Source organism: Streptomyces sp. NPDC014006, from assembly GCF_043088925.1.
GTDB lineage: Bacteria > Actinomycetota > Actinomycetes > Streptomycetales > Streptomycetaceae > Streptomyces.
This window is the reverse complement of the sequence record NZ_JBICAJ010000007.1, coordinates 464,419-488,007: the sequence shown is the minus strand read 5'-3', so window position 1 is coordinate 488,007 and position 23,589 is coordinate 464,419. Positions and strand designations below refer to the sequence as shown.

At 72.7% G+C, this 23,589-nt stretch carries 24 protein-coding genes; 12 read left to right on the top strand and 12 right to left on the bottom strand.

Annotated elements, in window-relative coordinates; genetic code table 11:
* Positions 1-527 precede the first annotated feature (527 nt).
* The 4 genes from ACF1GV_RS25695 to ACF1GV_RS25680 are packed head-to-tail and all read right to left on the bottom strand — an operon-like array spanning position 528 to position 3,629.
* The gene (locus tag ACF1GV_RS25695) at positions 528-1,352 is read right to left on the bottom strand and encodes a hypothetical protein (protein ID WP_391685026.1); all 825 of its coding nucleotides are present in this window, start codon (positions 1,350-1,352) and stop codon (positions 528-530) included.
* Positions 1,349-2,353 (bottom strand): ABC transporter permease, encoded by a 1,005-nt coding sequence (locus ACF1GV_RS25690; RefSeq protein ID WP_391685024.1) that lies wholly within the window; start codon positions 2,351-2,353, stop codon positions 1,349-1,351. The genes ACF1GV_RS25695 and ACF1GV_RS25690 overlap by 4 nt, the downstream gene beginning before the upstream one ends.
* A complete protein-coding gene (locus ACF1GV_RS25685) occupies positions 2,350-3,237 on the bottom strand; it encodes an ABC transporter ATP-binding protein (protein ID WP_391685022.1) in 888 nt (295 codons plus the stop codon). The genes ACF1GV_RS25690 and ACF1GV_RS25685 overlap by 4 nt, the downstream gene beginning before the upstream one ends.
* The gene (locus tag ACF1GV_RS25680) at positions 3,234-3,629 is read right to left on the bottom strand and encodes a GntR family transcriptional regulator (RefSeq protein ID WP_391685116.1); all 396 of its coding nucleotides are present in this window, start codon (positions 3,627-3,629) and stop codon (positions 3,234-3,236) included. The genes ACF1GV_RS25685 and ACF1GV_RS25680 overlap by 4 nt, the downstream gene beginning before the upstream one ends.
* A gap of 241 nt (positions 3,630-3,870) precedes the next feature.
* On the opposite strand from ACF1GV_RS25680, the gene ACF1GV_RS25675 reads away from it, so the two are divergent.
* Genes ACF1GV_RS25675 through ACF1GV_RS25655 form a run of 5 tightly spaced genes read left to right on the top strand, consistent with a single transcriptional unit; the run spans position 3,871 to position 8,389 of the window.
* A complete protein-coding gene (locus tag ACF1GV_RS25675) occupies positions 3,871-4,413 on the top strand; it encodes an RNA polymerase sigma factor (protein ID WP_391685020.1) in 543 nt (180 codons plus the stop codon).
* Positions 4,410-5,252, top strand: coding sequence for a zf-HC2 domain-containing protein (locus ACF1GV_RS25670; protein WP_391685018.1), 843 nt, complete (start codon positions 4,410-4,412; stop codon positions 5,250-5,252). The genes ACF1GV_RS25675 and ACF1GV_RS25670 overlap by 4 nt, the downstream gene beginning before the upstream one ends.
* Positions 5,249-6,109, top strand: coding sequence for an ABC transporter ATP-binding protein (locus tag ACF1GV_RS25665; protein WP_391685016.1), 861 nt, complete (start codon positions 5,249-5,251; stop codon positions 6,107-6,109). Before ACF1GV_RS25670 ends, ACF1GV_RS25665 begins: the two co-directional genes overlap by 4 nt.
* The gene (locus ACF1GV_RS25660; RefSeq protein WP_391685014.1) at positions 6,106-7,662 is read left to right on the top strand and encodes an ABC transporter permease; all 1,557 of its coding nucleotides are present in this window, start codon (positions 6,106-6,108) and stop codon (positions 7,660-7,662) included. Before ACF1GV_RS25665 ends, ACF1GV_RS25660 begins: the two co-directional genes overlap by 4 nt.
* Positions 7,663-7,690: 28 nt before the next feature.
* Positions 7,691-8,389: an ABC transporter gene (locus tag ACF1GV_RS25655; RefSeq protein WP_391685012.1), complete on the top strand. Its 699-nt coding sequence runs from the start codon at positions 7,691-7,693 to the stop codon at positions 8,387-8,389.
* A gap of 63 nt (positions 8,390-8,452) precedes the next feature.
* On the opposite strand, the gene mshD is transcribed toward ACF1GV_RS25655, so the two are convergent.
* On the bottom strand, positions 8,453-9,418 hold the full coding sequence (gene mshD, locus ACF1GV_RS25650) for a mycothiol synthase (RefSeq protein WP_391685010.1): 966 nt from the start codon (positions 9,416-9,418) through the stop codon (positions 8,453-8,455).
* A gap of 185 nt (positions 9,419-9,603) precedes the next feature.
* Here mshD and ACF1GV_RS25645 point away from each other — a divergent pair, with 185 nt between their 5' ends.
* Together ACF1GV_RS25645 and ACF1GV_RS25640 are read left to right on the top strand one after the other, a co-directional pair.
* The gene (locus ACF1GV_RS25645) at positions 9,604-11,424 is read left to right on the top strand and encodes a bifunctional metallophosphatase/5'-nucleotidase (protein WP_391685008.1); all 1,821 of its coding nucleotides are present in this window, start codon (positions 9,604-9,606) and stop codon (positions 11,422-11,424) included.
* 74 nt (positions 11,425-11,498) lie between these two features.
* Entirely contained in the window at positions 11,499-11,768 is a 270-nt protein-coding gene (locus ACF1GV_RS25640) for a hypothetical protein (protein WP_391685006.1), read from the top strand.
* Between the two features lies 1 nt (position 11,769).
* On the opposite strand, the gene ACF1GV_RS25635 is transcribed toward ACF1GV_RS25640, so the two are convergent.
* From ACF1GV_RS25635 to ACF1GV_RS25605, 7 genes are all read right to left on the bottom strand, one after another.
* Positions 11,770-13,854, bottom strand: a complete 2,085-nt coding sequence (locus ACF1GV_RS25635; protein WP_391685004.1) for a pectinesterase family protein — start codon at positions 13,852-13,854, stop codon at positions 11,770-11,772.
* A gap of 85 nt (positions 13,855-13,939) precedes the next feature.
* The gene (locus ACF1GV_RS25630; RefSeq protein ID WP_391685002.1) at positions 13,940-15,373 is read right to left on the bottom strand and encodes a sensor histidine kinase; all 1,434 of its coding nucleotides are present in this window, start codon (positions 15,371-15,373) and stop codon (positions 13,940-13,942) included.
* Entirely contained in the window at positions 15,370-16,107 is a 738-nt protein-coding gene (locus ACF1GV_RS25625; protein ID WP_391685000.1) for a response regulator transcription factor, read from the bottom strand. The genes ACF1GV_RS25630 and ACF1GV_RS25625 overlap by 4 nt, the downstream gene beginning before the upstream one ends.
* Before the next feature lie 87 nt (positions 16,108-16,194).
* Entirely contained in the window at positions 16,195-16,398 is a 204-nt protein-coding gene (locus ACF1GV_RS25620; protein ID WP_391684998.1) for a hypothetical protein, read from the bottom strand.
* Between the two features lie 37 nt (positions 16,399-16,435).
* A complete protein-coding gene (locus tag ACF1GV_RS25615; protein WP_391684996.1) occupies positions 16,436-17,584 on the bottom strand; it encodes a S1C family serine protease in 1,149 nt (382 codons plus the stop codon).
* Between the two features lie 154 nt (positions 17,585-17,738).
* A complete protein-coding gene (locus ACF1GV_RS25610; RefSeq protein ID WP_391684994.1) occupies positions 17,739-18,761 on the bottom strand; it encodes a LacI family DNA-binding transcriptional regulator in 1,023 nt (340 codons plus the stop codon).
* Positions 18,762-18,868: 107 nt separating this feature from the next.
* On the bottom strand, positions 18,869-19,648 hold the full coding sequence (locus ACF1GV_RS25605) for a response regulator transcription factor (RefSeq protein WP_391684992.1): 780 nt from the start codon (positions 19,646-19,648) through the stop codon (positions 18,869-18,871).
* A 291-nt stretch (positions 19,649-19,939) separates the two neighbouring features.
* On the opposite strand from ACF1GV_RS25605, the gene ACF1GV_RS25600 reads away from it, so the two are divergent.
* The 5 genes from ACF1GV_RS25600 (at position 19,940) to ACF1GV_RS25580 (ending at position 23,578) form a co-directional block, all read left to right on the top strand.
* A complete protein-coding gene (locus tag ACF1GV_RS25600) occupies positions 19,940-20,776 on the top strand; it encodes an alpha/beta hydrolase (RefSeq protein WP_391684990.1) in 837 nt (278 codons plus the stop codon).
* A gap of 40 nt (positions 20,777-20,816) precedes the next feature.
* Positions 20,817-21,071, top strand: a complete 255-nt coding sequence (locus ACF1GV_RS25595; RefSeq protein WP_391685114.1) for a MoaD/ThiS family protein — start codon at positions 20,817-20,819, stop codon at positions 21,069-21,071.
* Between the two features lie 8 nt (positions 21,072-21,079).
* Positions 21,080-22,366 (top strand): hypothetical protein, encoded by a 1,287-nt coding sequence (locus ACF1GV_RS25590; RefSeq protein ID WP_391684988.1) that lies wholly within the window; start codon positions 21,080-21,082, stop codon positions 22,364-22,366.
* Positions 22,367-22,559: 193 nt separating this feature from the next.
* Positions 22,560-23,300, top strand: a complete 741-nt coding sequence (locus ACF1GV_RS25585; protein ID WP_391684986.1) for a DUF2993 domain-containing protein — start codon at positions 22,560-22,562, stop codon at positions 23,298-23,300.
* Positions 23,301-23,497: 197 nt separating this feature from the next.
* A complete protein-coding gene (locus ACF1GV_RS25580) occupies positions 23,498-23,578 on the top strand; it encodes a putative leader peptide (RefSeq protein ID WP_350310325.1) in 81 nt (26 codons plus the stop codon).
* The last annotated feature ends 11 nt before the right edge of the window (positions 23,579-23,589 follow it).

Sequence of the window (23,589 nt, the reverse complement as noted above, 5' to 3'; positions counted from 1 at the left end):
GCGTCGCAAGCTCGTCTGAATCGATGGTTACGGCGATATGACGTGAGGGTGCCGGTGCCTGCGGCGCTCTTGGTGGTTGTTCGTCTGCGGGGTGCGTGGGGGGCTGGTCGCGCCGTTCCCCGCGCCCCTTTTTGTGCCTGCGGCGGCCCGTTGCGGTGCGTGGGTGTCTGGTGTCGCGCCTTCGGTTCGTTGTGAGTCGGGGCCGGGGTGGCGGGTGTCCGTCCTCGGTCCGGCCGCGGGCGGGTGCACCAACGCCGTGGCGTGCGCCTTGACCCGCCCAGCTGCGGGGCGAGCAGTCCGGTCCTGCAAGCCGCGGGCAGTCGTGCCTCCCCCGAGCTCTTCGAGCAGGGGACCCCCAGGGCGGCACGGGTGGGCGCGGGCAGCGCCCCGTCAGCGCCGGGTTGTGCGGCCAGCCCCCGGCCGGCCACGAGCATGGGCACCTGCTCAACGGCGTACGCGAAAGTCCCGTGCCGAAAGACAAACGTGCACGTCCCTCCCCCCGAAAGAAGGGACGTACACGTGGAGGCTCAGGCCGTTCGGCGGCGCAGCAGTGTGAAGGATGTCGCGGTCGCCGTCGCGGCCAGGGCCAGGACGATGCCGCACTCCACGAGCTGAAGCGGCCAGTAGTGAGACTCGGGGTGGAAGACGACGTAGTAGACGTCCGCGTTCCGTCCGCCGGCCAGTTCCCATGCGTGCTCGGGGAGGCCGACGGGGTGCGTGGCGGTGCGGGTCCGCGCGGGCCACAGGTCGGCCCGGTACGTCTCCAGGGTGATCGCGAGCAGCCACATCACGGCGACCGAGACGCCGAGGGCCGGCAGCGCGCGCCGCAGGAGGAGCGCGGTGAGGGTGCCCACGGCCAGGGCGCACAGGGCGTACGCGACCGCCGCCGGGCCGCGGGCCAGGAAGAGGGCCGGGGTGTACCAGTCGTCGAAGATCAGGTCCGGGTTGGCCGCCCAGGTCCAGTGGAACACCGTGACGAGCGCGGAGAGCCCGGCGGTGAGCGTGAACGCCGGCAGGGCCAGCTTGGCCGTCAGCCAGCGGGTCGGGGCGACGCCCTGGGTCCAGGCGAGGTGCGCGGTGCCGGACTCCATCTCGCGGCCGATGAGCGCGCCGCCCGCGTAGCCGGCCACGAGGAGGAAGACGTAGCCGATCAGGAGGGCCACCATGCCCGCGTCTCCGCCGAAGGGGGAGGCGACGGCGTCGCAGTAGTCCTGTGCGCAGTGGGTCTGCGCGGCGCGGGTGTGGTGCGCGGTGACCTGGTTCAGCCAGAGGGTCCAGACGGTCAGGGCGAGGATCAGCGCGATCCACACGGCCGTCGCCGCACGGTGCACGCGCAGGAGTGCGGCGGTCATACGGCGGCTGCCCTGCCGCCCGTGATGCGGCGCAGCGTCATGTACGCGCCTGCCGTGAGCAGGGCGGTCAGGGCGAGGGTCAGGGCCGTCGTGGTCAGCTGCAGCGGCCAGTAGTGGGAGGCCGGGTGGTAGATGTGGAAGTGGCCGACCGCGTCGAGTTTTTCGTACAGGGCCCGGCAGTCGGGGTAGGCGGTGCTGCCGCAGTGGGGGTCGGCCATGTGCCGGCCGGTGGAGGTGACCAGGCCCTCGTCGACGTACAGGACGTCGCCGATGAGGTCGGTGTTGCGCAGGTCGGTGGTGCGGGTGGCCGTGGGCCACAGGTGGGGCATGGCCTGGTCGGCGATCGTCCGGACGACGAGGGTGAGGGCCATACCGAGCATCAGGGCCGGCAGGGTGCGTTGCCACAGGAGGCCCGCGAGGGCGCCGGCGGCCAGACCGGCCAGCGCGAAGGCGATCGTGGTGGGGCCGTTGGCGTGCAGGGTGGTGTCGTCGTACCAGGCCTCGGCGGTGTCGATACGGCCCTCGGCCGCCGTCCAGGCCAGGCGGTGCAGGACGACCAGGAGGGTGGTGCCGGCGGTGATCAGGGCGGCCGGCAGGGCCAGGCGGCCCGTCAGCCAGCGGGTCGGGGTGAGGCCCTGCGTCCAGGTCAGGCGGGCCGTGCCGGACTCCATCTCGCGGCCGACGAGGGCGGCGCCCGACCAGGCGGCCACCACGAAGGGGACCGCGGTGACCGCGATCGTCGTGTAGGTGTACAGCGTCTTGTAGCGCAGGATCGCCGGCTGGTCGTACGCGCACGACTCGGTGCCGCACGCGTTCCACTGGCGCCAGGCGGCGGCTGCCGCGTCGGTCTCCGGGCCGTACAGCCACAGCAGGACGGCGGCCGTGGCCAGCACCAGGGCCGCCCAGGTGAGCAGGGCCGGTCGGTGCAGGCGCAGGAGCCAGTGCAGGTGGCGGGGCGCGTGCGTCTTGTGCGTCGGGGCGGGCAGGGGTACGGCGCTCATGCGGCGGCCTCCTGCGGGAGCGCCGGTGCTTCGGGGTTGCGCAGGTGGGCCAGCACCAGTTCCTCCAGGGTCGGCGCCGAGGTGCGCCAGTGGGTGGGAAGCGGGGCGCCCGGGCGCAGGAGGGCGGTGAGCTGACGGCCGGTGGTGCGGGACTCCACGACGGTGTGCGGGGTCAGGTCGGCGGTGTCGGCGGGGGCGCTCACGCGCGCGTGCGCCTCCAGCAGGGCGTCGATCTCGCCGGACAGGCGGACCGTGCCGCCGCCGAGCAGGAGGAGGTGGTCGCAGGAGTCTTCCAGTTCGGCGACGACGTGCGAGGACATCGCGATCGTCGTGCCGTACTGCGCGGTCTGCGCCATGAGCGTGCCCATCAGTTCGTGCCGGGCGAGCGGGTCGAGGTCGGCCATCGGCTCGTCCAGCAGGAGCAGCTCGGGGCGCTTGCCCAGGGCCAGGGCGAGGGCCACGCGGGTGCGCTGACCACCGGAGAGCGAACGGACTTTCGACCGAGGGTCGAGGTCGCCCGTCGCCATGACGCGTTCGGCGGTGGCCGCGTCCCAGCGGGCCGGGTTCAGGTCGGCGCCCATGCGCAGTGTCTCCGCGACGGTGAGCTGCGGGTACAGCGGCTTGTCCTGGGCGACGTAGCCCACACGCGCGCGTGCCGAGGCGGGGTCGGTGCCGAGGACGGTGATGCGGCCCTCGGCCGGGGTGGTGAGCCCGGCGGCCAGGGCGAGGAGCGTGGACTTGCCGGCGCCGTTGGGGCCGACGACGGCGCAGACGCGTCCGGCGGGAAGGCGCAGCGCGCAGTCGCGTAGCGCCCAGCGGGCGCGGCCCGGACGCCGGCCGAAGCGCTTGCCGAGGCCGGTGGCCTCGATGGCCGGGTCGGTCATGGACGTTCTCCCTGTTCTCCGGGGAAGTGCTGGTCGAGGACGGCGGTGAGGAGCGCGGCCACGTCGTCCCGCTCCAGTCCGGCCGTACGGGCCCGCTGGGCCCACTCCTCCAGTTCCGCGCGCAGCGGGGAGTCGGCCGGGGTCGTGCCCAGCGAGCGCCGTACGAAGGTGCCGAGGCCGCGGCGTGCCTCGACCAGGCCCTCGCGTTCCAGCTCGCGGTAGGCCTTCAGGACGGTGTTGGGATTGATCGCCGTGGCCTCCACGACCTCGCGGGCCGTGGGCAACTTGTCGCCGGGGCGCAGCAGGCCAAGGCGCAGGGCCTGTTTCGTCTGCTGCACGATCTGGACGTAGGTGGCCACGCCGCTGTGCCGGTCGATGCGGTACTCGACCACTCCGCCAACCACCCTTTCACTAATTGAGTAGTGAAAGGGTGGTGCAAGAGGTGGGGCAAAGTCAACTCCGGCGGTCGCCGAGCGGGGGCGGGAGGGGGGAGGGGAGCGCGCTCGTCACTGAGGGGGCCGGGAACCGGCTCTCGGCCGGCCCGAGCGGCTTGCCCGAGCGGCCGGTCCTGGCGGCTGGAAAGTCGTCGCCGGTTGCGTGAACCGATCGGCGGGGGTCGTCCGATGAGGAGATGTGAGCGAAACGAAAAGCGACGGGGAGCTGCTGCGGGCCATCGCGGCAGACGGGGACCGTCACGCCTTCGAGGAGCTGTACCGGCGGTACGCGCCGTGGCTGACCGCGCGTATGCGCAGCCGCTGCGCCGACGCCGGGATAGTCGACGACGTCGTACAGGAGACGTTCCTCGCGGTGTGGCGGGGCAGCGCCCGCTATCGCCAGGAGGGCGACGTCGCCGGGTGGCTGTGGCGCATCGGCGCGCGGCGCCTGGTGGACGCCCTGCGCGGGGACGGCGCGCGCGGCAGGCTGCGGCAGGCGCTCGCGCGGTTGCGGCACCGGGACGAGGTGTCTGCCGAGGAGCGTGTGCTCGCGGGGGTGGAGCACGGGGACCTCGCCGGCGCGCTCATAAGGCTGTCGCCCGAGTTGCGCGCCGTGCTGCAGGCCACGGTCATCGACGGGCTCAGCACCCGGGAGGCCGCCGTCGTGCTCGGCATTCCGCCCGGCACGGTCAAGACGCGGGCGATGCGCGCCCGCAAGCAACTGCGGGAGGCGCTGGCATGACGTGGCATGTGGCCGAGGACGATCTGCGCGCCTACGGGCGCGGCGAGCTGGACCCGCCGCTGCTGTGGTCGGCGGACACGCACCTCACGGCGTGTTCCGAGTGCCGCGCCCGGCTCGCGGACGTCACCGAGCCCGTCGCCCTGGACCAGGGCTGGGAGCGGCTGGACGCCGAGCTGGACGCGCCGCGGCCCGGGCTGAGCGAGCGGCTGCTCGTGCGGTTCGGGGTGGCCGACCACACCGCGCGGTTGCTCGCCGCCACCCCGGTGCTGCGCCGCTCCTGGCTGCTGGCGCTGGTGTTCGTGCTGGCGGCGACCGTGCTGATGGTGCACGCCGCCGGGTCGCTCGCCCTGTTCCTCGCCCTGGCACCGCTGCTGCCGCTGGCCGCGGTCGCGCTGTCCTACGGCCCCGTCCTGGACCCGACGTACGAGATGGCCGTCGTCGCCCCGATGCACGGCTTCCGGCTGCTGATGCTCCGCACGGTCGCGGTGCTGTCCGGCAGTCTCGTGCTCAACGGCGTGGCCACGCTGGCCCTGCCGGAATACGGACTGCGCGCGCTGACCTGGCTGCTGCCCGCACTCGCCCTGACCACCACCGGGCTCGCTCTGACCCCGCGGCTCGGGCCGGTGCTCGCACCCGCGCTGGTCGGCGGCGCCTGGGTCGCGGTGCTCGCCGTGGCCAGAGCGCTGAACCACGGGACGCTCGCCCCCTTCACCCTCTTCGGTCAGCTCGCGGCCGCCGTGGTCGCCGCCGGAGCCGGCTGGCTGCTGGTGCGGCTGCGCGACCGCTTCGACACCACCTCGGCGCACGCGCCGTTCACCACCCACGGGAGTGCCGCATGACCACCACCGTCTCCGCCTCGGGGCTGGCCCTCCGCTACGGCGGCACGCGCGCCCTCGACGACGTCTCGCTCAGGCTGGCCCCCGGCGTCACCGGGCTGCTCGGACCCAACGGAGCCGGGAAGACCACCCTGTTGCGGGTCCTGGCCACCGCGGTCCCCGCCGACCGGGGCTCCTTCACCGCCCTGGGCCACGACCCGGCCACGGCCGCCGGCCGGCAGAAACTGCGCCGCGAACTCGGTTACCTCCCGCAGAACCCCGGCTTCCACCCGGACTTCACGGCCTTCGAGTTCGTCGATTACGTGGCGATCCTCAAGGAGCTCACCGATCGCGCCGCCCGCCACCGCGAGGTGCGCCGGGTCCTCGACGCCGTCGACCTGTCCGATGTACGCGGCCGGCGCATGAAGCGGCTGTCCGGAGGGATGCGGCAGCGGGTCGCCCTGGCCGCCGCCCTCGTCGGTGACCCGGGCTTCCTGGTGCTGGACGAGCCGACCGTCGGCCTCGACCCGGAGCAGCGCATGCGGTTCCGTGAGCTGATCGCGCAGGCCGGTGAGGGGCGGACGGTGCTGCTGTCCACACACCAGACCGAGGACGTGGCGATGCTGTGCCACCGGGTGATCGTCCTGGCCGGCGGACGGGTCCGCTTCGAGGGCAGCCCCACCGAGCTGACCGCACGGGCGGCCGGCCGGGTGTGGAGCAGCGCCGACCGAGACCCCGGTGCCCGCGCCGGCTGGCGCACCGGCACCGGCACCTACCGCAACATCGGCGACCCGCCCGAGGGCGCCGACCTGCTCGAACCCACCCTGGAGGACGGCTACCTGCTGGCCCTCGACGACATGGCCACGGAGGTGGCGGCATGAGCGCGACGATCACCACCCCGGCGCCCGCGGTCACCGGACCCGAGCGCACCGCCCACCCCTGGAGGGCCACCCTCGCCCTGGCCCGCTTCGAGGCGCGCGAACTGCTGCTGTACATCCCGGTGTTCGCCTTCCTGCTGCTGTACACCGGTTACTCGCTCTGGCAGTTGCTCGTGCGCGGCGACGGCATGGACGACTACCCGGTGCTGCAGGACGTCGACCGAGCCACCCAGACCGGCCCGCTGCTGGTCGCCATCGCCGTGTTCCTGTGCGTCAACCGCGCCGCGCTGCGCTCCCACCGGCAGGGCACCGACCGGCACTTCGCCGTGCTGCCCGTCCCGCCCTGGCAGCGCACGCTCGCCCACGTCCTGTCCGTCGTACCGGTCGCGGCCGTCGTCGCTCTCGTCGTCACCGCCGAGTTCACGGTGGCGGCGCTGCGCCCGGGCGCGGTCGGGCACGGCTCGGTCGCCGAGCTGGTGGTCGGCCCGCTGTCGGTGCTGCTGGCCGGGGCGCTCGGCGTGTTGCTCGCCCGGCTGGTGCGCTCCTCCTTCCCCGCCCCGCTGTTCGTCATCGGCCTGTACGTCCTCGTGACCCTCGTCGCCGTCGCAGCGGACGGCTCGGACGCCGACTGGGTCAACTGGCTGTCCCCGGTCGTCGACGAGACCGGCGGCAAGCCGGTCCCCTCCGACCTGCTGGGCCGCCCGGCCGGCTGGCACGCGCTGTATCTGCTCGGGCTGACGGTGCTGCTTCTGTGCGCCGCGCTGCTGCGCAGCGGGCTGCGCAGCCGGTCGCTCGGCGCGCTCACCGCCGTGGCCGTCGCCGCCACGGGCGCGGGCGTCGCGGGCCAGTCCACCGGCGACGGGCACGAGGTGCTCGCGGCCCGTACGACGGCGTCGGTCCACCCGGAGCGGGTGCAGCAGTGCGTCCCGCACGGCAGGAACGTGTACTGCGCCTTCCCGGAGTGGACCGGCCGCACCGCCGACTGGGCCAAGGAGGCCGACGGGGTCCAGCAGCTCGCCGGCGGCGCCGCGCAGCACAGCAGACTGACGGTCCGCCAGCGGCTCGAGGCGCGCTATGGGCTGACGTCGGACTCCGCGCTCGCCCCGCTGTCCGGGCCCGGCCAGGTGACCGTCGGTACGCGCTGGGGCGGCAACCGCGTCCCCGAGTTCGCCGTGGCTGTCGCCTCGGTGCTGGTGGCCGGGGACGAGAAGACCGCGAGCGGGATGTGCGACGCCCGGACGGTGACCGTGATGTGGCTGGCGCTGGCCGCCCAGCCGGACCCGATGACCGCGCTGCGCGACGTCCGGGTCGACGACTCCGTGACCGGCCCCGCCGTCGCCCTCAGCACCACCGACCCGGTGTCGATGAGCACCCCGCAGACCGACGTCGTCCGGGAACTGCTGGAGAAGCCGCGCGCCCAGGTCACCGCCTCGGTGAAGGCCCACTGGGCGGAGCTGACCTCGCCGAAGACGCCGCTGACGCGGGTCGCCCAGCTCCTGGGCGTACCGGCTCCGGCTCAGGAAAAGGGGGAGGCCGGTGACTCCTGTGACTCATGAGACCGCCGCATCTGAGACCCCCGCACCTGTGACTGCGGCAGGTGAGACCGCCGCCACCCCGACCGGTCGGCGTGCCCGTGCCGCCCTCGGCCCCCTGCTGGCGGCCACCGCCAGGACCCTGCGCCGGGCCCCGCTCGCCGTCGGCGCCGTGCTCGGGCTGCTCACGGCCGCCTGCTCACGCCTGCTGTCCGGTGGCCCCGCCGACCCCTGGCTGAGTCTGACGCTGCTGCGCGTGGCCGCCGTGTGTTTGGGACTCGGTCTGGCGTTCCTCCTGGACGACCCGGCCCGCCGTACGACGGAGACCGTGCCGACGGGACGGGCGCTGCGGGCCTGCCTGCGGGCGGCGCTGATCGCCCCGCTCACGGCGCTGTGGTGGGCGGCGGCCCTGCTGCTCACCCCGGCCGACGCACGGCCCCCGCTGGCGGAGACCACCCTGGAAGCCGTCACCCTGGCCACGCTCGCCCTCGCCCTGGCGGCGGTCGCCGTACGCCGCAGCGCCGAGCCGGAGCCCGGGCGGGCGGCCGCGGTGGGAGTGCTCTCGCTGACCGTGCTCGCCGCGCTGCTGCCGGACCGGTGGGGACTGTTCGTCGCGCAGGGCAGCCCGCACTGGGCCGCCGCTCACGACCGCTGGGCGGCACTGCTCGCGGTGACGGTGGCGGTGTGGGCCCTGTCCATACCGGAGCCCTTGCACCGAGGACGGCTGCGACCCCGCCCGTCGGGCGCCTGAAACGCCCCGACCGAGCTGAAACGCCCGGGCCGGCGGCAGAACGACCCTGCGAGGGAGCCGCCGTCAGGTCTCCGTCCGGTACATCAGGTCCGTCTCGTACGTGGTGAAGCCCATCCGCTCGTAGACGGACACGGCCGCCTTGTTGTCGGCGTCGACGTACAGCATGGCCGTCGGCAGGCCCTGGGCCGCCAGGTGCCGCAGGCCGATGACCGTGAGCGCCTTGCCGAGGCCGCCGCCCTGGTTGCCGGGGGCGACGCCGAGGACGTAGATCTCGCCGAGCTGTTCCTCGGCGTGGACCTTCGTCCAGTGGAAGCCGACGAGTTCGCGCTCCCCGGCGCCCCCCGCGCCCCCGGCCGCGCCCGCCGTCTCGCGCTCGGCGAGGAAGAAGCCGGCCGGGTCGAACCAGGGTTCGGCCTTGCGGGCGTCGAGGTCCCGCTGGGTGAGGGAGCCCTGCTCGGGATGGTGGGCGAAGGCGGCGGCGTTGACGGCGAGCCAGGCGGCGTCGTCCTGGCCGGGCACGAAGGTGCGCACGGTGACGCCCTCGGACAGCGCCGGGTCGGGCAGATCCAGGTCGGTCAGCGCTCGCCGCATCTGGCGCAGCTCGCGGAACAGGGTCAGCCCGAGGACCTGTGCGAGGTGCCGGGCGGCGGGGTGCCCGCCGTGCGCCCACACGCGCAGCCGCTTGCCGGACGCGGCGAGCAGGGCGGAGCCGAGCGCCCGCCCGTGACCGTGGCCGCGGTGGGCGGGGTGGACGACCAGTTCGGCCGCCGGTGCCTCGACGGGGTCGGTGTCCTCCAGCTGGGCGTAGCCGACGAGTTCGCCGCCCACGGTCAGCAGCAGATGGGAGACGCCCTCGCGTTCGCCGTCGCGCAGCTGGAGCCGGCCCTGCTCGGACACCGCCTGCTGGCCGTCCGAGTGGGCGGCCTCGACGAGCAGGTCGAGGACCGCCTCGGTCTGCTCCTCGGAGAGCGCGGCGTAGGTCTCGATGGATCGGGCGCCGGGAAGCCGTGCGATGTCGTCGCTGGTCATGCGTACGAGGGTAAGGGGAGCGACCCGCAAAGTGGGGACAAAGCGGAGGGCAAAGGGAAACCAGGATGTAACCCCGAACCCCCTGTCGCGCTACGCGCGTTGACTCTAGGCTGCGCCCGGGCGTGGCCACCGCCGCACCGGGACCCGCCAGGTCACGTCGTCACCGCACACCACCAGGGGGGCGTATGCCAACCACCAACCAGCCGAACCGTCCCGCAAGACGCCGCACCCGCCGGCTGCTGGCGGCCGCCGCCGCGCTCGCCACGGCCGGCGCGCTGGCCGCCGCGCTGCCCGCGTCCGCGAGCACGGACGGCCCCCACAAGCCGGGCGGCCACCACGAGCCGGCCCCGGGCCGCTATCAGGACGTGCAGCTGCTGTCCTTCAACGACCTGCACGGCAACCTGGAACCGCCGTCCGGTTCCTCCGGCCGGGTCACCGAGCTGCAGCCCGACGGCACGACGAAGACGATCGACGCGGGCGGCGTGGAGTACCTGGCCACCCATCTGCGCGACGCGCGCAAGGGCCACCCGTACTCCATCACCGCGGCGGGTGGCGACATGGTGGGCGCCTCGCCGCTCATCTCCGGCCTGTTCCACGACGAGCCGACCATCGAGGCGCTGAACAAGCTGAAGCTGGACGTGACCAGCGTCGGCAACCACGAGTTCGACGAGGGCGCGCAGGAACTGGCCCGTCTGCAGAACGGCGGCTGCCACCCCAAGGACGGCTGCTACAGCGACGAGGGCTTCGAGGGCGCGGACTTCCCGTACCTGGCCGCGAACGTCCTCGACGACAAGACCGGCAAGCCGATCCTGAAGCCGTACTGGGTGTGGCAGAAGAAGGGCGTGAAGATCGGCTTCATCGGCGTCACCCTGGAGGGCACCCCGGGCATCGTCTCCGCCGACGGCGTCAAGGGCCTGACCTTCAAGGACGAGGTCGAGACGATCAACAAGTACGCGAAGGTGCTGCAGCGCCAGGGCGTGCAGTCGATCGTCGCGCTGATCCACGAGGGCGGCTACCCGGCGTCGGGTGCGTACAACTACGACTGCGACTCCCCGGGCGCCGGTGACGGCATCTCCGGCCCGATCGTCGACATCGCCAAGAACGTCACCCCGGCCGTCGACGCCCTCGTCACCGGTCACACCCACAACGCGTACGTGTGCACCATCCCCGACCCGGCCGGCAAGCCGCGCATGGTGACCTCGGCGTCCTCCTTCGGCCGCCTCTACACGGACACGACGCTGACGTACGACCGGCGGACGGGCGACATCGCGCGTACGGCGGTGAAGTCGGCGAACCGCGTGGTCACCCGGGACGTGCCCAAGGCCGCGGACATGACCGAGCTGATCGGCAAGTGGAACGCCCTGGCCGCACCCATCGGCAACCGCCCCATCGGCTACATCTCCGCCGACGTGCCGAACACCGGCACCGAGTCCCCGATGGGCGACCTGATCGCCGACGCCCAACTGGCGTACGGCAAGCAGCTGGACGCGAACACCTCCCTGGCGCTGATGAACCCCGGCGGCGTGCGCGCGGGCCTGACGTACGCGGCGAAGGCGGCCGAGGGCGACGGCGTGGTGACCTATGCGGAGGGCTTCACGGTCCAGCCGTTCGCCAACACCGTCAACCTGCAGGACTTCACCGGCGCGCAGCTGGTCCAGGTGCTGAAGGAGCAGGTGTCCGGCCCGAACCAGGCCGCGCCGAAGATCCTCCAGCCGTCGGCGGGTCTGACGTACACGCTGGACATGACGAAGACCGGCGCGGACCGCGTCGTCACGGACTCCATCCGGCTGAACGGCAAGCCCATCGACGCGTCGGCCACCTACCGCGTCGCGACGAACAGCTTCCTCGCGGGCGGCGGCGACGGCTTCCCGACGCTGGGCCAGGGCACGAACGACGTGGTCGGCACGGACGACCTGGCGGCCCTGGTGCAGTACCTGACGGCCAACTCCTCGGCGACGAGCCCGCTCGCGCCTCCGGCGGCGAACCGGATCACGATCACGCAGTAACACTCTTCACGAGGCCCTGGGGCCCGGCCGCTCCGTACTCGCACACGGTACGCAGCGGCCGGGCATCGCGCTCTTTGGCACCAGGGCCCGAACGGCCTGCCGCCACCGCGACCTCGGTCGTCCTCGCCGTGGCCGTCGGCGAGCAGACCCAGGTCGTGGAAGTCGCCGCCAGAACCGGCAAGGAACTGCACCGGGTCCGCGTCACGAACCATCCGGCCGCGCTCGCCCTCACCCGCACCCCGGCCGGCTGGCTGCTCTACGACGAGAAGAGGGTGACCCGCGTCGATCTCGGCACGGGACGCACGACGGCGATCGACCTGCCGGGCACGCTGCTCGACGCGTGAGTCACCGCGTCGTCCGGTCCGACGCGAGCACCTGGGACGCCGTGGGCGACCAGTCCCCTAGCCAGTCCCCGACCTCCTGCTGCGCCGCCTGGGTGTCCGTCAGTTGAGGGCGGTAGGTGCTTGCACTGCCCGCTCCCGGGCCGGAGTTGCGGTACTCCGCGAAGCGGTCGTTCTTCCAGGAGAAGCCGCTCATGTCGGTCCAGGGGGTGGGCTTGATCGCCGCGCTCAGCGAGGTGTTGCGGACCGTCGTCTGCGGGTCGAGCGTGGCGTCGCCGCCCGCGTGCCAGGGGCGGCCCAGGTAGAAGGAGCCGGGGGAGACGTCGCCGGTCACCGTCGAGTTGGCGATCAGGATGCCCTTGCGGTCCGCCGCCGTCGACGGGGCCGTGACGTAGCCCGCCGACGTGCCGTTCCAGCGCTTCTTCAGGGTGATGACCGAGTGGTCGATCACCGCCGTCGCGCGGCCGAAGACGAAGTCGACGTTGCCGATGACGTAGGAGTTCGTCATGTAGACGCGGCCCGGTTCGTCCTTCGACGCCGTGTCCAGGAGCAGCGTGTCCTGGTCGCCCTCCACGATCACCGAATCCAGCAGCACCCTGTCGGACGCCGTGCGCAGCGCCACCGCCTGCTGGGCGATGTCCTGGTGGGCGGCCTCGTCGAAGTCGTTGCGGAGGGTGAGATTGCTGGCCTGGAAGTCGTCTGCCTCGACGGCGACCGTGGCGCTGCCGCCCGTGCCGTAGGTGCCGGAGCCGTCGGGCTTCGGCGTGCCGGACGCGTTGTTGTAGACGATCACCGTGTCCTTGCGGCTGCCGCCCGTGCCCTGGATCGTCACGTGCGGTTTGGTGGAGGGGACCTTCACCGTCTCGCGGTACGTGCCCGGCGCCACCGCGATCACCACACGGGAGGTGTTGTGCGCGGGGATCGCGTTCACCGCCGCCTGGACGGAGGTGTACTGGCCGGTGCCGTCCTTGGCGACGGTGAGGGTCTTCGACGCGGTCGGCAGCGTGCCCCATGAGGTGCGCGGGCCCGTGCCCGCCTTCAGCAGCGCCGGGACGTCGGCCGCCTTGTCGAGCGTGTACGGGTAGTACGTCCTCGGGTCCCAGGCCGCGCCCGTGCCGCCGCTCTCGTTGCGGCCCGTCGAGCCGGAGAAGACGTTGCCGCGCTGGACCAGCGTTGCCGTGCTGTCGCGGATCACCGGGTTGTTCATGCCCTGGAAGTAGCTGTTCTCCAGCAGCATGTTCGTCTTCCCGCGCGCGTAGTTGCCGTAGGAGGACGTGATCGTGGTGCCCGGCTCGTCCTGCAGGTAGTTGTTGTACAGGTGGGCGTGGGCCACGTTGTCCGTGGACGGGTTGCGCTGTTCGGTCTCGCGGATCCAGTTGTGGTGGATCGTGATGTCCGCGGTGGTGTTGTCGGTCCAGCCGATGCCGAACGCCTTGTTCTCCTGGCTGAGCCTGTTCCAGGACACCGTCAGGTACGTCGTGTCCTTGCGGCTGTCGATCAGGCCGTCGGCCATGTGACGGATGTCGTTGTGGTCGATCCAGACGTGGTGGGCGCCGTCCATCTGGATGCCGTCGTAGTCGTGCTCCTTGTCGTTCCACACACCCTGGTACGCGTCCCGGATCGTCAGGTTCCGGATGATCACGTTGTGGATGCCCTGGCCGAGGAAGAAGCCGCCGCCGACGATGTGGCCGGAGGTTCCGGCGCCGACGATCGTCTTGTCCGACTGCACCTTGATCTCCTTGCCGACGGGGCTCATCGTGATCGGCCCGGCCACGACGATGACGTACGGCTCGCTCGCCGTCGCGTACTTCTCCAGGTCGGCCTGCGTCTTCACGGTGACGGTCTGCCCGTCACGGCCGCCGTAGGTGCCGTTCTGGCCGAGGGCGTGGACGGAGGCGAAGCCGTCGGCCGTCGCGGTGGCCCAGGCGGGGGCGGCCGCCGACGTCCGTTGCTGGGCGCCGGCGCCGGACACCGTCGCGTACGTCAGCGCCGCGGCCAGCGTCAGAGCCAGCGGGACGCCGGCCGTGAGCACCGTGCGGCGCCTGCGGTGGCGTGACCTGCGGGGGGATGCGTTGCGGTGCGCGCTCATACGACCGCCCTTCCGTTTCCGTGCGGGGACTGAGGCGTCCATGGGTTGCCGCACGGAGCAGAAAAGTTGCCGCGAGAAGGCGGCCTTACGGCACCGGCGTGCCCGGAGGCGGTGTCGGAGCCCCCGGCAGCCGTACCGTCGCCACCGTGCCGCCGCCCTCCGCGCGCGCCAGCGACACCTGGCCGCCCGCCTGCTGCACCGTGCGCGCCACGATGGACAGGCCCAGGCCCGAGCCCGGCAGCGCGCGGGCCGACGGGGAGCGCCAGAAACGGTCGAAGACGTGCGGGAGTTCATGCTCCGCGATGCCCGGGCCGTGGTCGCGCACGGTCAGCACACCGCCGGTCAGGCGCACCTCGACCGTGCCGGAACCGGGGCTGAACTTCACCGCGTTGTCCAGGATGTTGACCACCGCGCGCTCCAGCGCGGCCGGCTCGGCGCGGACGTACCAGGGCTGGAGGTCCGCAGTGATGGTCAGTTCGGGGCCGCGCAGGCGGGCGCGGCGCAGCGCCGACTCGACGGTGTCCTCCAGGGAGACGACCTGGACGCGTTCGCCGCGCTGGTCGTCGGCGCGGGAGAGTTCCTGGAGGTCGCCGATGAGCGAGGCCAGCTCCGTCATCTGCGCCTTCACCGACGCGAGGAGCGCCTTGCGGTCCGCCTCGGGCAGCGGGCGGCCGGTCTCCTCGCTGCGGGAGAGCAGCTCGATGTTGGTGCGCAACGACGTCAGCGGGGTGCGCAGTTCGTGGCCGGCGTCGGCGATCAGCTGCTGCTGCAGGTCGTGGGAGCTGGCCAGGGCGGAGGTCATGGAGTTGAAGGAGCGGGACAGGCGGGCGATCTCGTCGTCGCTGTCGTCCTCCACGGGGATGCGGACGGTGAGGTCCTCGGTGCGGGCGACGTGCTCGACGGCCGCGGTGAGTTTGTCCACGGGGCGCAGACCGGTCCGGGCGACGGCGAGGCCTGCGGCGCCCGCGCCGAGCACTCCGACGCCGGACACCAGGAGCAGAATCCAGGCCAGCGAGGACAGCGGCTTGGTGACCTCCTCCAGTGGCTTGGCGATGGACACGGCGATACCGGTCTGCACTTGGTCGGTGGCGCGGTCGACGACGGGCAGCGTGTAGACGCGGACGGGGGTGCCGTCCGTGGTCGCGGAGGTGTGCAGCGAGTTGCGCCGGAGGCCGTCCGCCACGGCCACGTCGGAGGATTCGACACGGACGGTGTCGTTGGCGGGGTTGAGGCAGGTCGAGCCGTCCGAGTACAGAATCGTGACGATGGGGGAGTTCGGGGGCTGCGGGATCTTCTGCGGGTCGGACAGCTGGCAGTTGCGCAGCATGCCCTGCAGCAGCCCCGACGAGACCTGTTCGCCGTGCAGCTCTTCGTCGAGCTGGTTGTACAGCTGGTCCCGCACCAGAAACCAGCACGACAAGGACACCGCCGCCACCGCGAACGCCACCGCCGCCGCCACCAGCAGGGACAGCCGCGTCCGGATCGGCAGCGTGCGGAAGCGGCGCAGTGGGCCGCTCACTCCGCGCCGCCCTGTCGCAGGACGTAGCCGACGCCGCGCACGGTGTGGACGAGCCGGGGCTCGCCGGCCGCCTCCGTCTTGCGGCGCAGGTACATCACGTACACGTCGAGGGAGTTCGACGACGGCTCGAAGTCGAAGCCCCACACCGCCTTCAGGATCTGCTCGCGGGTGAGCACCTGGCGCGGGTGCGCCATGAACATCTCCAGCAGGGTGAACTCGGTGCGGGTCAGCTCCACGGTCCGTCCGCCCCGCGTGACCTCGCGGGTGGCGAGGTCCATGCGCAGGTCGGCGAAGGTGAGCACGTCCTCGTCGGCCGGGTCGCCCGCGCCCACGGCGGCCGCGTAGGAGCTGCGGCGCAGCAGGGCGCGGATGCGGGCGAACAGCTCGTCCAGCTCGAAGGGCTTGACCAGGTAGTCGTCGGCGCCGGCGTCGAGGCCGGTGACCCGGTCGCCGACCGTGTCGCGGGCCGTGAGCATCAGGATGGGTGTGGTGTCGCCGGCGCCGCGGATACGGCGGGCGGCGGTCAGGCCGTCCATGCGGGGCATCTGGATGTCCAGGACGATCAGGTCGGGCCGGTAGGCGGTGGCCTTCTGCAGGGCGTCCGCGCCGTCGACGGCGACCTCGGTGCCGTATCCCTCGAAGGCGAGGCTGCGCTGGAGTGCTTCGCGCACCGCCGGCTCGTCGTCGACGATCAGGATGCGCTGGGGGTCACGGTCGCCGTCGGCGGGGCTCATCGGTCGCGGTGTCCTCGGATGCGGTGGGTCGGGTTTCCCGGCGGTATCAGCCTCGCATGCCGACGGCGTGCCGGGACAGGACACCGCTCAGCAGGTCACCGCCGTCAGCCGGCGCAGCGGCACCTTGTGACGGTGGGGCCGGTTCGCGCCCGTGCGCAGGCCCATCAGGTGGGGGACGGCGATCTCGGGCAGCGGGGCCCGCGGGGCGGGGGCGAGGGTGAGGGCGGGTGCCTGGCGCCGCGCCGGGGTGGGAACGGTGGGGCGGACCGTGGGGGAGGCGTGCTGGATCATGTCGTACTCCCTGCTCTCGGGGGCCGGGCGCGCTCGTTCAGCCGTTCGCGCCCGCCCGCAGCTTGGCCAGGTCGGCCTTGACGGTGTCGACCGGGATGGCGAACCCCAGGCCGACGCTGCCGGTGTCCGAGGACGAGGAGGACGAGCCGGCGGCCGAGTACATCGCGGAGTTGATTCCCACGATGTTCCCGTTCATGTCGATCAGCGCGCCCCCGGAGTTGCCGGGGTTGAGGGAGGCGTCCGTCTGGATCGCCTTGTACGTCGTCGTGGAGGAGCCGGTGTCGCCGTTGAACTGCCGGCCGCCGAACTCGAACGGCCAGCCGCCGTCGGGCTGCTGCTGCCCCTCTTCGGTGGGCACCGTCACATCACGGTTGAGGGCGGAGACGATCCCGCTGGTCACCGTGCCGGTCAGGCCCTCGGGCGAGCCGATCGCCACGACCGTGTCACCGACCTGGAGGCGGGAGGAGTCGCCGAGGGCGGCGGCCTTCAGCCCGGACGCGCCCCGCAGCTTGATCAGCGCGAGGTCCTTCTTGCTGTCGGTGCCGACGATCTGCGCGGTGTACTGCTTGCCGTCGCTGGTGCGCACCGTGATCGAGGAGGCACCGGAGACGACGTGGTTGTTGGTGACGATCTCACCGTTGGACGTGACGATCACACCGGAGCCGGTGGACCGCCCCGCGTTCGAGGTCGCGTTGATCTCGACGATGCTCGGGCTGACGGCCGAGGCGATGGCCGCGATGTCGCCCCGCTTGCTCGACGGCACGACGTTCGTGGCGGTGGAGCTCGCGGTGGTGTCCTTGCCGGTGAGCTCCTGGACGCCGTACGCCGTGGCACCGCCGACGGCCGCGGCGACGATCGCGACGGCGGCGAGCAGCGCGACCGGGCCGCGCCGCCGCCGCATCGGCTCCGGCGCGCGCTCGGCCTCGAGGGATGCGACCGGCGGGACCGGCGGCACGGGCGGCGGGACCTGGGTGCCCGGGACGCCCGTGGCGCCCGGCATGCCCGGCGTCACCGTCGGCCGGTGCGGCGGCGGGGGCGGCCACTGAGGGTTCACGGCGGAGGGAGCATGCGGCTGAGCCTGCTGGTGAGCGCCCTCGAAGGGGCGGTGAGCGTCCTCGGGGGCGCCCGGGTGAGCGCCCCCGTAGGGGTCCTCGTACTCGCCGTCGCGGCGGATGCTCTCGGTCATGTCATACAGAGTTCCGCGGGATCATGAGAGCTGTCTGAGGGCTGTCTGAGAAGCCCGGCAGAACCTCGTATGCCCGATATAAAGCCGCTCCACGCCCTTCGCGAGGCTCCCTCAGCCGCGTCTCATCCGCGGCCCGGGGCCTCTCATGCGCGTCTCATGCGCAGCCGCACGACGTGCGCACCACCAGCCGTGACGGGAACACCTTCAGCCGCTCCCGGCGCGAGCCGGCCACCCGCAGCCCGTCGTCGAGGACCAGGTCGACGGCCGCGCGGGCCATCGCCGAGCGGTCCGAGGCGATCGTGGTCAGCGGCGGGTCCGCCAGCGCCGCCTCCTTGATGTCGTCGAAGCCGGCCACGGCCAGCTTGCCGGGCACGTCGATGCGCAGCTCGCGCGCCGCGCGCAGCAGGCCGATCGCCTGGTCGTCGGTGGAGCAGAAGATGGCGGGCGGGCGGTTCGGGCCGGAGAGGACGTCCAGCGCGACACGGTAGGCGTCGTAGCGGTTGTACGGCGCCTCGAACAGGCGCCCCTCGGTCGGGATGCCCGCGTCGGCCATGGCCCGGCGCCAGCCCTCGACGTGGTCGGAGACCGGGTCGCCGACGGCGGGGGTGTCGGCGGTGCCGCCCATGCAGGCGACGTACTCGTAGCCGTGCTCCAGCAGGTGGCGGACGGCGAGCTGGGCGCCGCCGAGGTCGTCGGTGGTGACGGCGACGTCGTCGATGGCCTCCGGGCGCTCGTGCATCAGCACCACGCGTGCGTCCCAGGCCTCGATCTCCGCGGCGGCCAGGTCGTTCAGCGCGTGGGAGACGAGGATCAGACCGGAGACCCGCATGCCGAGGAACGCGCGCAGATAGTGGACCTCGCGCTCGCCGACGTAGTCGGTGTTGCCGACGAGGACCATCTTTCCGCGCTCGGCGGCGGCCCACTCGACCGCGTGCGCCATCTCGCCGAAGAAGGGCTGGCGGGCGTCGGGGATGATCAGGCCTATGAGGTCCGTACGGCGGGACGCCATGGCCTGGGCCACCCGGTCGGGCCGGTACCCCAGTTCCTTGATCGCGGCGAGGACACGCTCGCGCGTGGCCGGGGCGACCGGCCGGGGTCCGTTGTTGATGACGTAGCTGACGACGGCAGTGGATGTGCCCGCCAGTCGTGCCACGTCATCCCGAGTCACCTTGGCCACGCGCGGAGTCTACGCGGAGAGACCCGCTGTGGGCAGGGCGTATCGAAGCGTGGATGTGCGACCGCAACGCCCTGCCGGCCGGGGCCGTGCCGCCCCGGTGAGGTCCGTCAGGCGTCCGCGGAGACTTCTGCGGCGCGTGCGGGGGCTTCGTCGTCCGTCTTGCCCGGCTTTGCCTGCTCGGCTTTCGCCTTGACCTCCTCGGTCGTGCGCTCGGCCTTCTCGGGCGTAACGAATCGATAACCCACGTTCCGGACGGTGCCGATCAGCGACTCGTGCTCGGGGCCGAGCTTGGCGCGCAGCCGTCGTACATGCACGTCGACCGTGCGGGTGCCGCCGAAGTAGTCGTAACCCCAGACCTCCTGCAGCAGCTGGGCCCGGGTGAAGACCCGGCCCGGGTGCTGCGCGAGGTACTTGAGCAGCTCGAACTCCTTGAAGGTCAGGTCCAGGACCCGGCCCTTGAGCTTGGCGCTGTACGTCGCCTCGTCCACCGAGAGATCACCGTTGCGGATCTCCATCGGGGAGTCGTCGCCCGCGATCTGCTGCCGGCCCATGGCCAGACGCAGTCGCGCCTCGACCTCGGCCGGGCCGGCGGTGTCGAGCAGGACATCGTCGATGCCCCAGTCCGCGGTCACGGCCGCGAGGCCGCCCTCGGTCACCACCAGGATCAGCGGACAGCCGGGGCCGGTGGAGCGCAGCAGCTGGCACAGGCTGCGCACCTGCGGCAGATCGCGCCGCCCGTCGACCAGGATCACGTCGGCGCCCGGGGTGTCCACCAGGGCCGGCCCCTCCGCCGGAGCCACCCGCACGTTGTGCAGCAGCAGGCCGAGCGCGGGCAGCACCTCCGTCGACGGCTGGAGGGCGTTGGTCAGCAGCAGCAGAGCGCTCATGCCTCACCTGCCCGGGTCGTCGTCTCGTCGTGCACGGTTCGCTCGCCCATAACGTCTGGTTCCTCCTCGGTCCCTGCGAGGACGTTTACGGCACTGCTCGTACGGTGCGGCTCCCCGCGCCCCTCGGGAACCGCCGGCGGCCCCGGGGGACCGCCCATGCGATCGACGGCCCGTATATCTGCGGCTACCCGCGTTCACCTGCGGTTTGCCGCTTCGTATACAACGCTTCCGAAAGCACAAAAGGACCCGGGGGCTACGCTGCCCGGATCCTCTGCCAGCAGAATAGCCCACATGAGCATCGGTCCGGCAGGTGATGTGGCGCGTTCCACCGTACGTCCGGAATGTGAGACGGGCCTGCGGGCGCCCCGGCGCACGCTGCTGCGCACGTCCGACGGGGTGACGATCGACGCGCTGTACGAGCCCGGGACCGGGGTGTCGGACACCTCGGCGCCGCCCAGGGGACGCCCGGTGTTCGTCGTGGCGCACGGTTTCACCGGGGAGGTGGATCGGCCGCACGTGCGCCGGGTGGCGCGCGCCCTCGCGCACTGCGGGGCCGTCGTCACCTTCTCCTTCCGGGGGCACGGGCGCTCGGGCGGCCGTTCGACCGTCGGCGACCGGGAGGTGCTGGACCTGGAGGCCGCGGTCCGCTGGGCGCGGGACCTCGGGCACACGCGCGTGGTGACCGTCGGCTTCTCCATGGGCGGCTCGGTGGTGCTGCGGCACGCGGCACTGCACGGCGGTACGGACGCCGTGGTCTCCGTCAGCGCGCCCGCCCGCTGGTACTACCGGGGCACGGCGCCCATGCGGCGGCTGCACTGGCTGGTCACACGGCCGGCGGGGCGGCTGGTGGGCCGCTACGGACTGCGCACCCGCATCCACCACCAAGAGTGGGACCCGGTGCCGCTGTCCCCGGTGGAGGCGGTGCCGGAGATCGCGCCCACGCCGCTGCTGATCGTGCACGGCGACCGGGACGGCTACTTCCCGCTCGACCACCCCCGGATGCTCGCGGACGCCGCCGGTGAGCACGGCGAACTCTGGCTGGAGCCCGGCATGGGCCACGCCGAGAACGCGGCCGCCGACGAGCTGCTGGCGCGCATCGCGCGCTGGGCGCTGTCGCGGGCGGGCTAGCCTGGCGGTGTTCACCGCCGAAGAGGACTTGAGGGACGAGATGGCAAAGGTCACGGTGCGCTACTGGGCAGCCGCCAAGGCCGCGGCCGGGGTCGCCGAGGAGCCGTACGACGCGACCACGCTGGCCGAGGCGCTCGACGCGGTGCGCGAGCGGCACCCGGGCGAACTCACGCGCGTGCTCCGGCGCTGTTCGTTCCTTCTCGACGGCGACCCCGTCGGCACACGCGCGCACGAGAAGGTACGGCTGACCGAGGGCGGCACGGTCGAGGTGCTCCCGCCGTTCGCAGGAGGATGAGCACGCCGATGAGCAACCAGCCGTACGAGGGATACGACGACCGGTACTCGCAGGCACCGCAGCCGCAGCAGGGGTGGCCGGGGCCGGACCAGTACCAGCAGCCCTACGACGACCCCCAGCAGTACACCCAGCAGTGGCAGGGCCAGACCTGGGAGACCCAGGTCCAGTCACCGGTCGCCCCGGCACCGGAGCAGACGGCGTACCTGCCGCAGCAGGACCACCAGCAACAGCAGTACGGCGGGACGTACGGCACCGGCGGCACGGGGCAGGGATACGGCTCGGAACAGGGGTACGGCCCGGGGCAGGAGTACGGCAGTACGCGGCAGGGATACGACGCCGGGCAGGGGTACGGCGGCTACGCGCAGCCGGTGGCCGAGCCGTACGGGGGCCCGCAGCCGCAGCCGCAGCCGCAGGCCCAGCCTCAGCCCCAGGTCCAGCCCTCCGTTCAGCCGCAGCCGGTCGCCGCCGTCCCCGACGAGCCGGCGTCCGCTTCCGGTGGTCCGGCCTACGGGCCGGCCACCCTCGTCGGCAACGCGCGCATCACCGACGCCCAGCGGGCCCGCCTCGAGGGCCGGTCGCCGATCATCGACCCCGGCATGCAGCCGGCGGCGCTCACCGCGCTGCTCGGGCTGCTGCTCGCAGTCGCGGCGCCGATCGGGTCGTACGCCCTGCTCGTGCCGCTGGTGGCGCTGCAGGCCGTCACCGCGGCGGGCTGGTTCCGGCTGAACGGCATGTGGCCCGCCCGGCAGGGCATCGCGCTCGCCTTCCTGGGCGCGCTCGCCGCCGACGCCGCCGTCCTCGGGGCCGGCCGCGAGCACGCGCCCGGGGCGATCCTGGGCACGCTCGGCGTGTGGGTCCTGCTCTCCCTGGTCCTGCAACTGCGTTCGCACGCGGACCCGGACGAGCGGATGTACGGCCTGATGGCGACCGTTGCCTCGGCCGCACTCGCGATCATGGCCGGCGGGTACCTGGCGGCCGACGCCGACGCGGTGTCGGTGGGCGCCGCGTCCGTCGCGGTGGCCGTCCTGGCCCGTGCGCTGCCGCTGCCCACGCCGGTGTCGGTGGGCGTCGCGCTGCTGGGCGCGGCCGGTGCGGGCATCGCGGTGGGCGGGATGACCGGCATCGGCGCGAGCGGCGCCCTGCTCGGCGCGTCCGCGGCGGTCTGCGCGCTGATCGGGCACCGCGTCGCCGCCTACGACTACCCGTCCCGCTTCGTCCACTTCACGGCCGGCGTGGCCCTCCCCCTGACCGCGGCGGCCCCGGCGGTGTACGTCCTGGGCCGGGTCCTGGGCTGAGCCCGGCAACACGAGGGGCTGATGCGCGACGGGCATCAGCCCCTTCGCGTTGCCGGGACCCCCGGCGGTACCGGGCAGATCCCGCAACCCCCCGGCCACCCCCCTGTCACAGCTGGTCGACAATCCTCCGGCCCCTCGGCTGCCCGGAGTTACCGTGGGGTTCGGCCGGTTGTCGAGGTGGGGGAGTCGTCGGATGTCGCGCGGGGTGCGCATACTGCTGATCGTCGTCGTGGTGCTCGGCGTGCTGTTCGTGATCGTGGACCGGGTCGCCGTGCACTTCGCGGAGAGCGAGGCCGCGGACCGGGTGCGCAGCACCGAGGGGCTCGCGAAGACGCCCGACGTGTCCATCAACGGCTTTCCGTTCCTCACCCAGGTCGCCGGTGGTGAGCTGGACGACGTCGAGGTCGGCATCGACAGCTACCAGGCGGCCACCGGCAAGGCCGGTCAGACCATTCGGATCGAGGATCTGAAGGCCCACATGAAGGGCGTCTCCTTCTCCGGCGACTTCAGCTCCGCCACCGCCGCCCGGGTGACCGGCACCGCCACGATCCCCTACGCCGAGCTGATGAAGACCGCCAAGTCCGAGCCGACCGAGGTGGCCCCCGGTGTCACCGCCCGGGTCGTCGGCCTCTCCGACGGCGGCAACGGGAAGATCAAGGTCGCCGTGGAGGGCCGTATCCCCGCCTTCGGGATCGAGCGGACCGTGTCCGTGCTCAGCTCCGTGGCCGTGGTGAAGGGCCGGATCGAGGTCCGCGCGGACTCCCTGCCCAAGCTGGCCGCCGCCGCGATCGCCGAGGACCGCCTGCGCGCGATCGTCGACTTCCAGCAGGTCATCGACCAGTTGCCGGGCGACATCGCCCTCGACTCGGTGCGTACGGCGCCGAACGGTGTGGAGATCAACGTGAAGGGTTCCCACGTCAAGCTGGCCGGGTAGGAGAGTCCCGACCCGGCATGCTCCGTCCGAAGCGTGAGACATGCCTGTCCACCCGGCACGGCTCGCGCGGCGCGCACCCCGCCGGATGCTGTGCGACGACCGCCTGAACCCTCCCTCGTCCCACAATGCGGACGATCGCGTCTCATCATGCGACACGCCGGTGACACGCCCGCCTGTCCGTCCCTACGATCGAGACCATGAAGCGACAGGCGGATCTCACGAAGCGGCGGGCAGTGGACCTGTGCCGCGTTGCCGCCATGCTCTGTCGCACCTTCTGAGCGGACGGCCC

Excerpts from the sequence above, each read along its gene's own strand:
- ACF1GV_RS25695 (WP_391685026.1), bottom strand. The coding sequence starts at position 1,352 with ATGACCGCCGCACTCCTGCGCGTGCACCGTGCGGCGACGGCCGTGTGG.
- ACF1GV_RS25690 (WP_391685024.1), bottom strand. The coding sequence starts at position 2,353 with ATGAGCGCCGTACCCCTGCCCGCCCCGACGCACAAGACGCACGCGCCC.
- ACF1GV_RS25685 (WP_391685022.1), bottom strand. The coding sequence starts at position 3,237 with ATGACCGACCCGGCCATCGAGGCCACCGGCCTCGGCAAGCGCTTCGGC.
- ACF1GV_RS25670 (WP_391685018.1), top strand. The coding sequence starts at position 4,410 with ATGACGTGGCATGTGGCCGAGGACGATCTGCGCGCCTACGGGCGCGGC.
- ACF1GV_RS25665 (WP_391685016.1), top strand. The coding sequence starts at position 5,249 with ATGACCACCACCGTCTCCGCCTCGGGGCTGGCCCTCCGCTACGGCGGC.
- ACF1GV_RS25660 (WP_391685014.1), top strand. The coding sequence starts at position 6,106 with ATGAGCGCGACGATCACCACCCCGGCGCCCGCGGTCACCGGACCCGAG.
- mshD (WP_391685010.1), bottom strand. The coding sequence starts at position 9,418 with ATGACCAGCGACGACATCGCACGGCTTCCCGGCGCCCGATCCATCGAG.
- ACF1GV_RS25645 (WP_391685008.1), top strand. The coding sequence starts at position 9,604 with ATGCCAACCACCAACCAGCCGAACCGTCCCGCAAGACGCCGCACCCGC.
- ACF1GV_RS25635 (WP_391685004.1), bottom strand. The coding sequence starts at position 13,854 with ATGAGCGCGCACCGCAACGCATCCCCCCGCAGGTCACGCCACCGCAGG.
- ACF1GV_RS25625 (WP_391685000.1), bottom strand. The coding sequence starts at position 16,107 with ATGAGCCCCGCCGACGGCGACCGTGACCCCCAGCGCATCCTGATCGTC.
- ACF1GV_RS25620 (WP_391684998.1), bottom strand. The coding sequence starts at position 16,398 with ATGATCCAGCACGCCTCCCCCACGGTCCGCCCCACCGTTCCCACCCCG.
- ACF1GV_RS25615 (WP_391684996.1), bottom strand. The coding sequence starts at position 17,584 with ATGACCGAGAGCATCCGCCGCGACGGCGAGTACGAGGACCCCTACGGG.
- ACF1GV_RS25605 (WP_391684992.1), bottom strand. The coding sequence starts at position 19,648 with ATGAGCGCTCTGCTGCTGCTGACCAACGCCCTCCAGCCGTCGACGGAG.
- ACF1GV_RS25600 (WP_391684990.1), top strand. The coding sequence starts at position 19,940 with ATGAGCATCGGTCCGGCAGGTGATGTGGCGCGTTCCACCGTACGTCCG.
- ACF1GV_RS25595 (WP_391685114.1), top strand. The coding sequence starts at position 20,817 with ATGGCAAAGGTCACGGTGCGCTACTGGGCAGCCGCCAAGGCCGCGGCC.
- ACF1GV_RS25590 (WP_391684988.1), top strand. The coding sequence starts at position 21,080 with ATGAGCAACCAGCCGTACGAGGGATACGACGACCGGTACTCGCAGGCA.
- ACF1GV_RS25585 (WP_391684986.1), top strand. The coding sequence starts at position 22,560 with ATGTCGCGCGGGGTGCGCATACTGCTGATCGTCGTCGTGGTGCTCGGC.
- ACF1GV_RS25580 (WP_350310325.1), top strand. The coding sequence starts at position 23,498 with ATGAAGCGACAGGCGGATCTCACGAAGCGGCGGGCAGTGGACCTGTGC.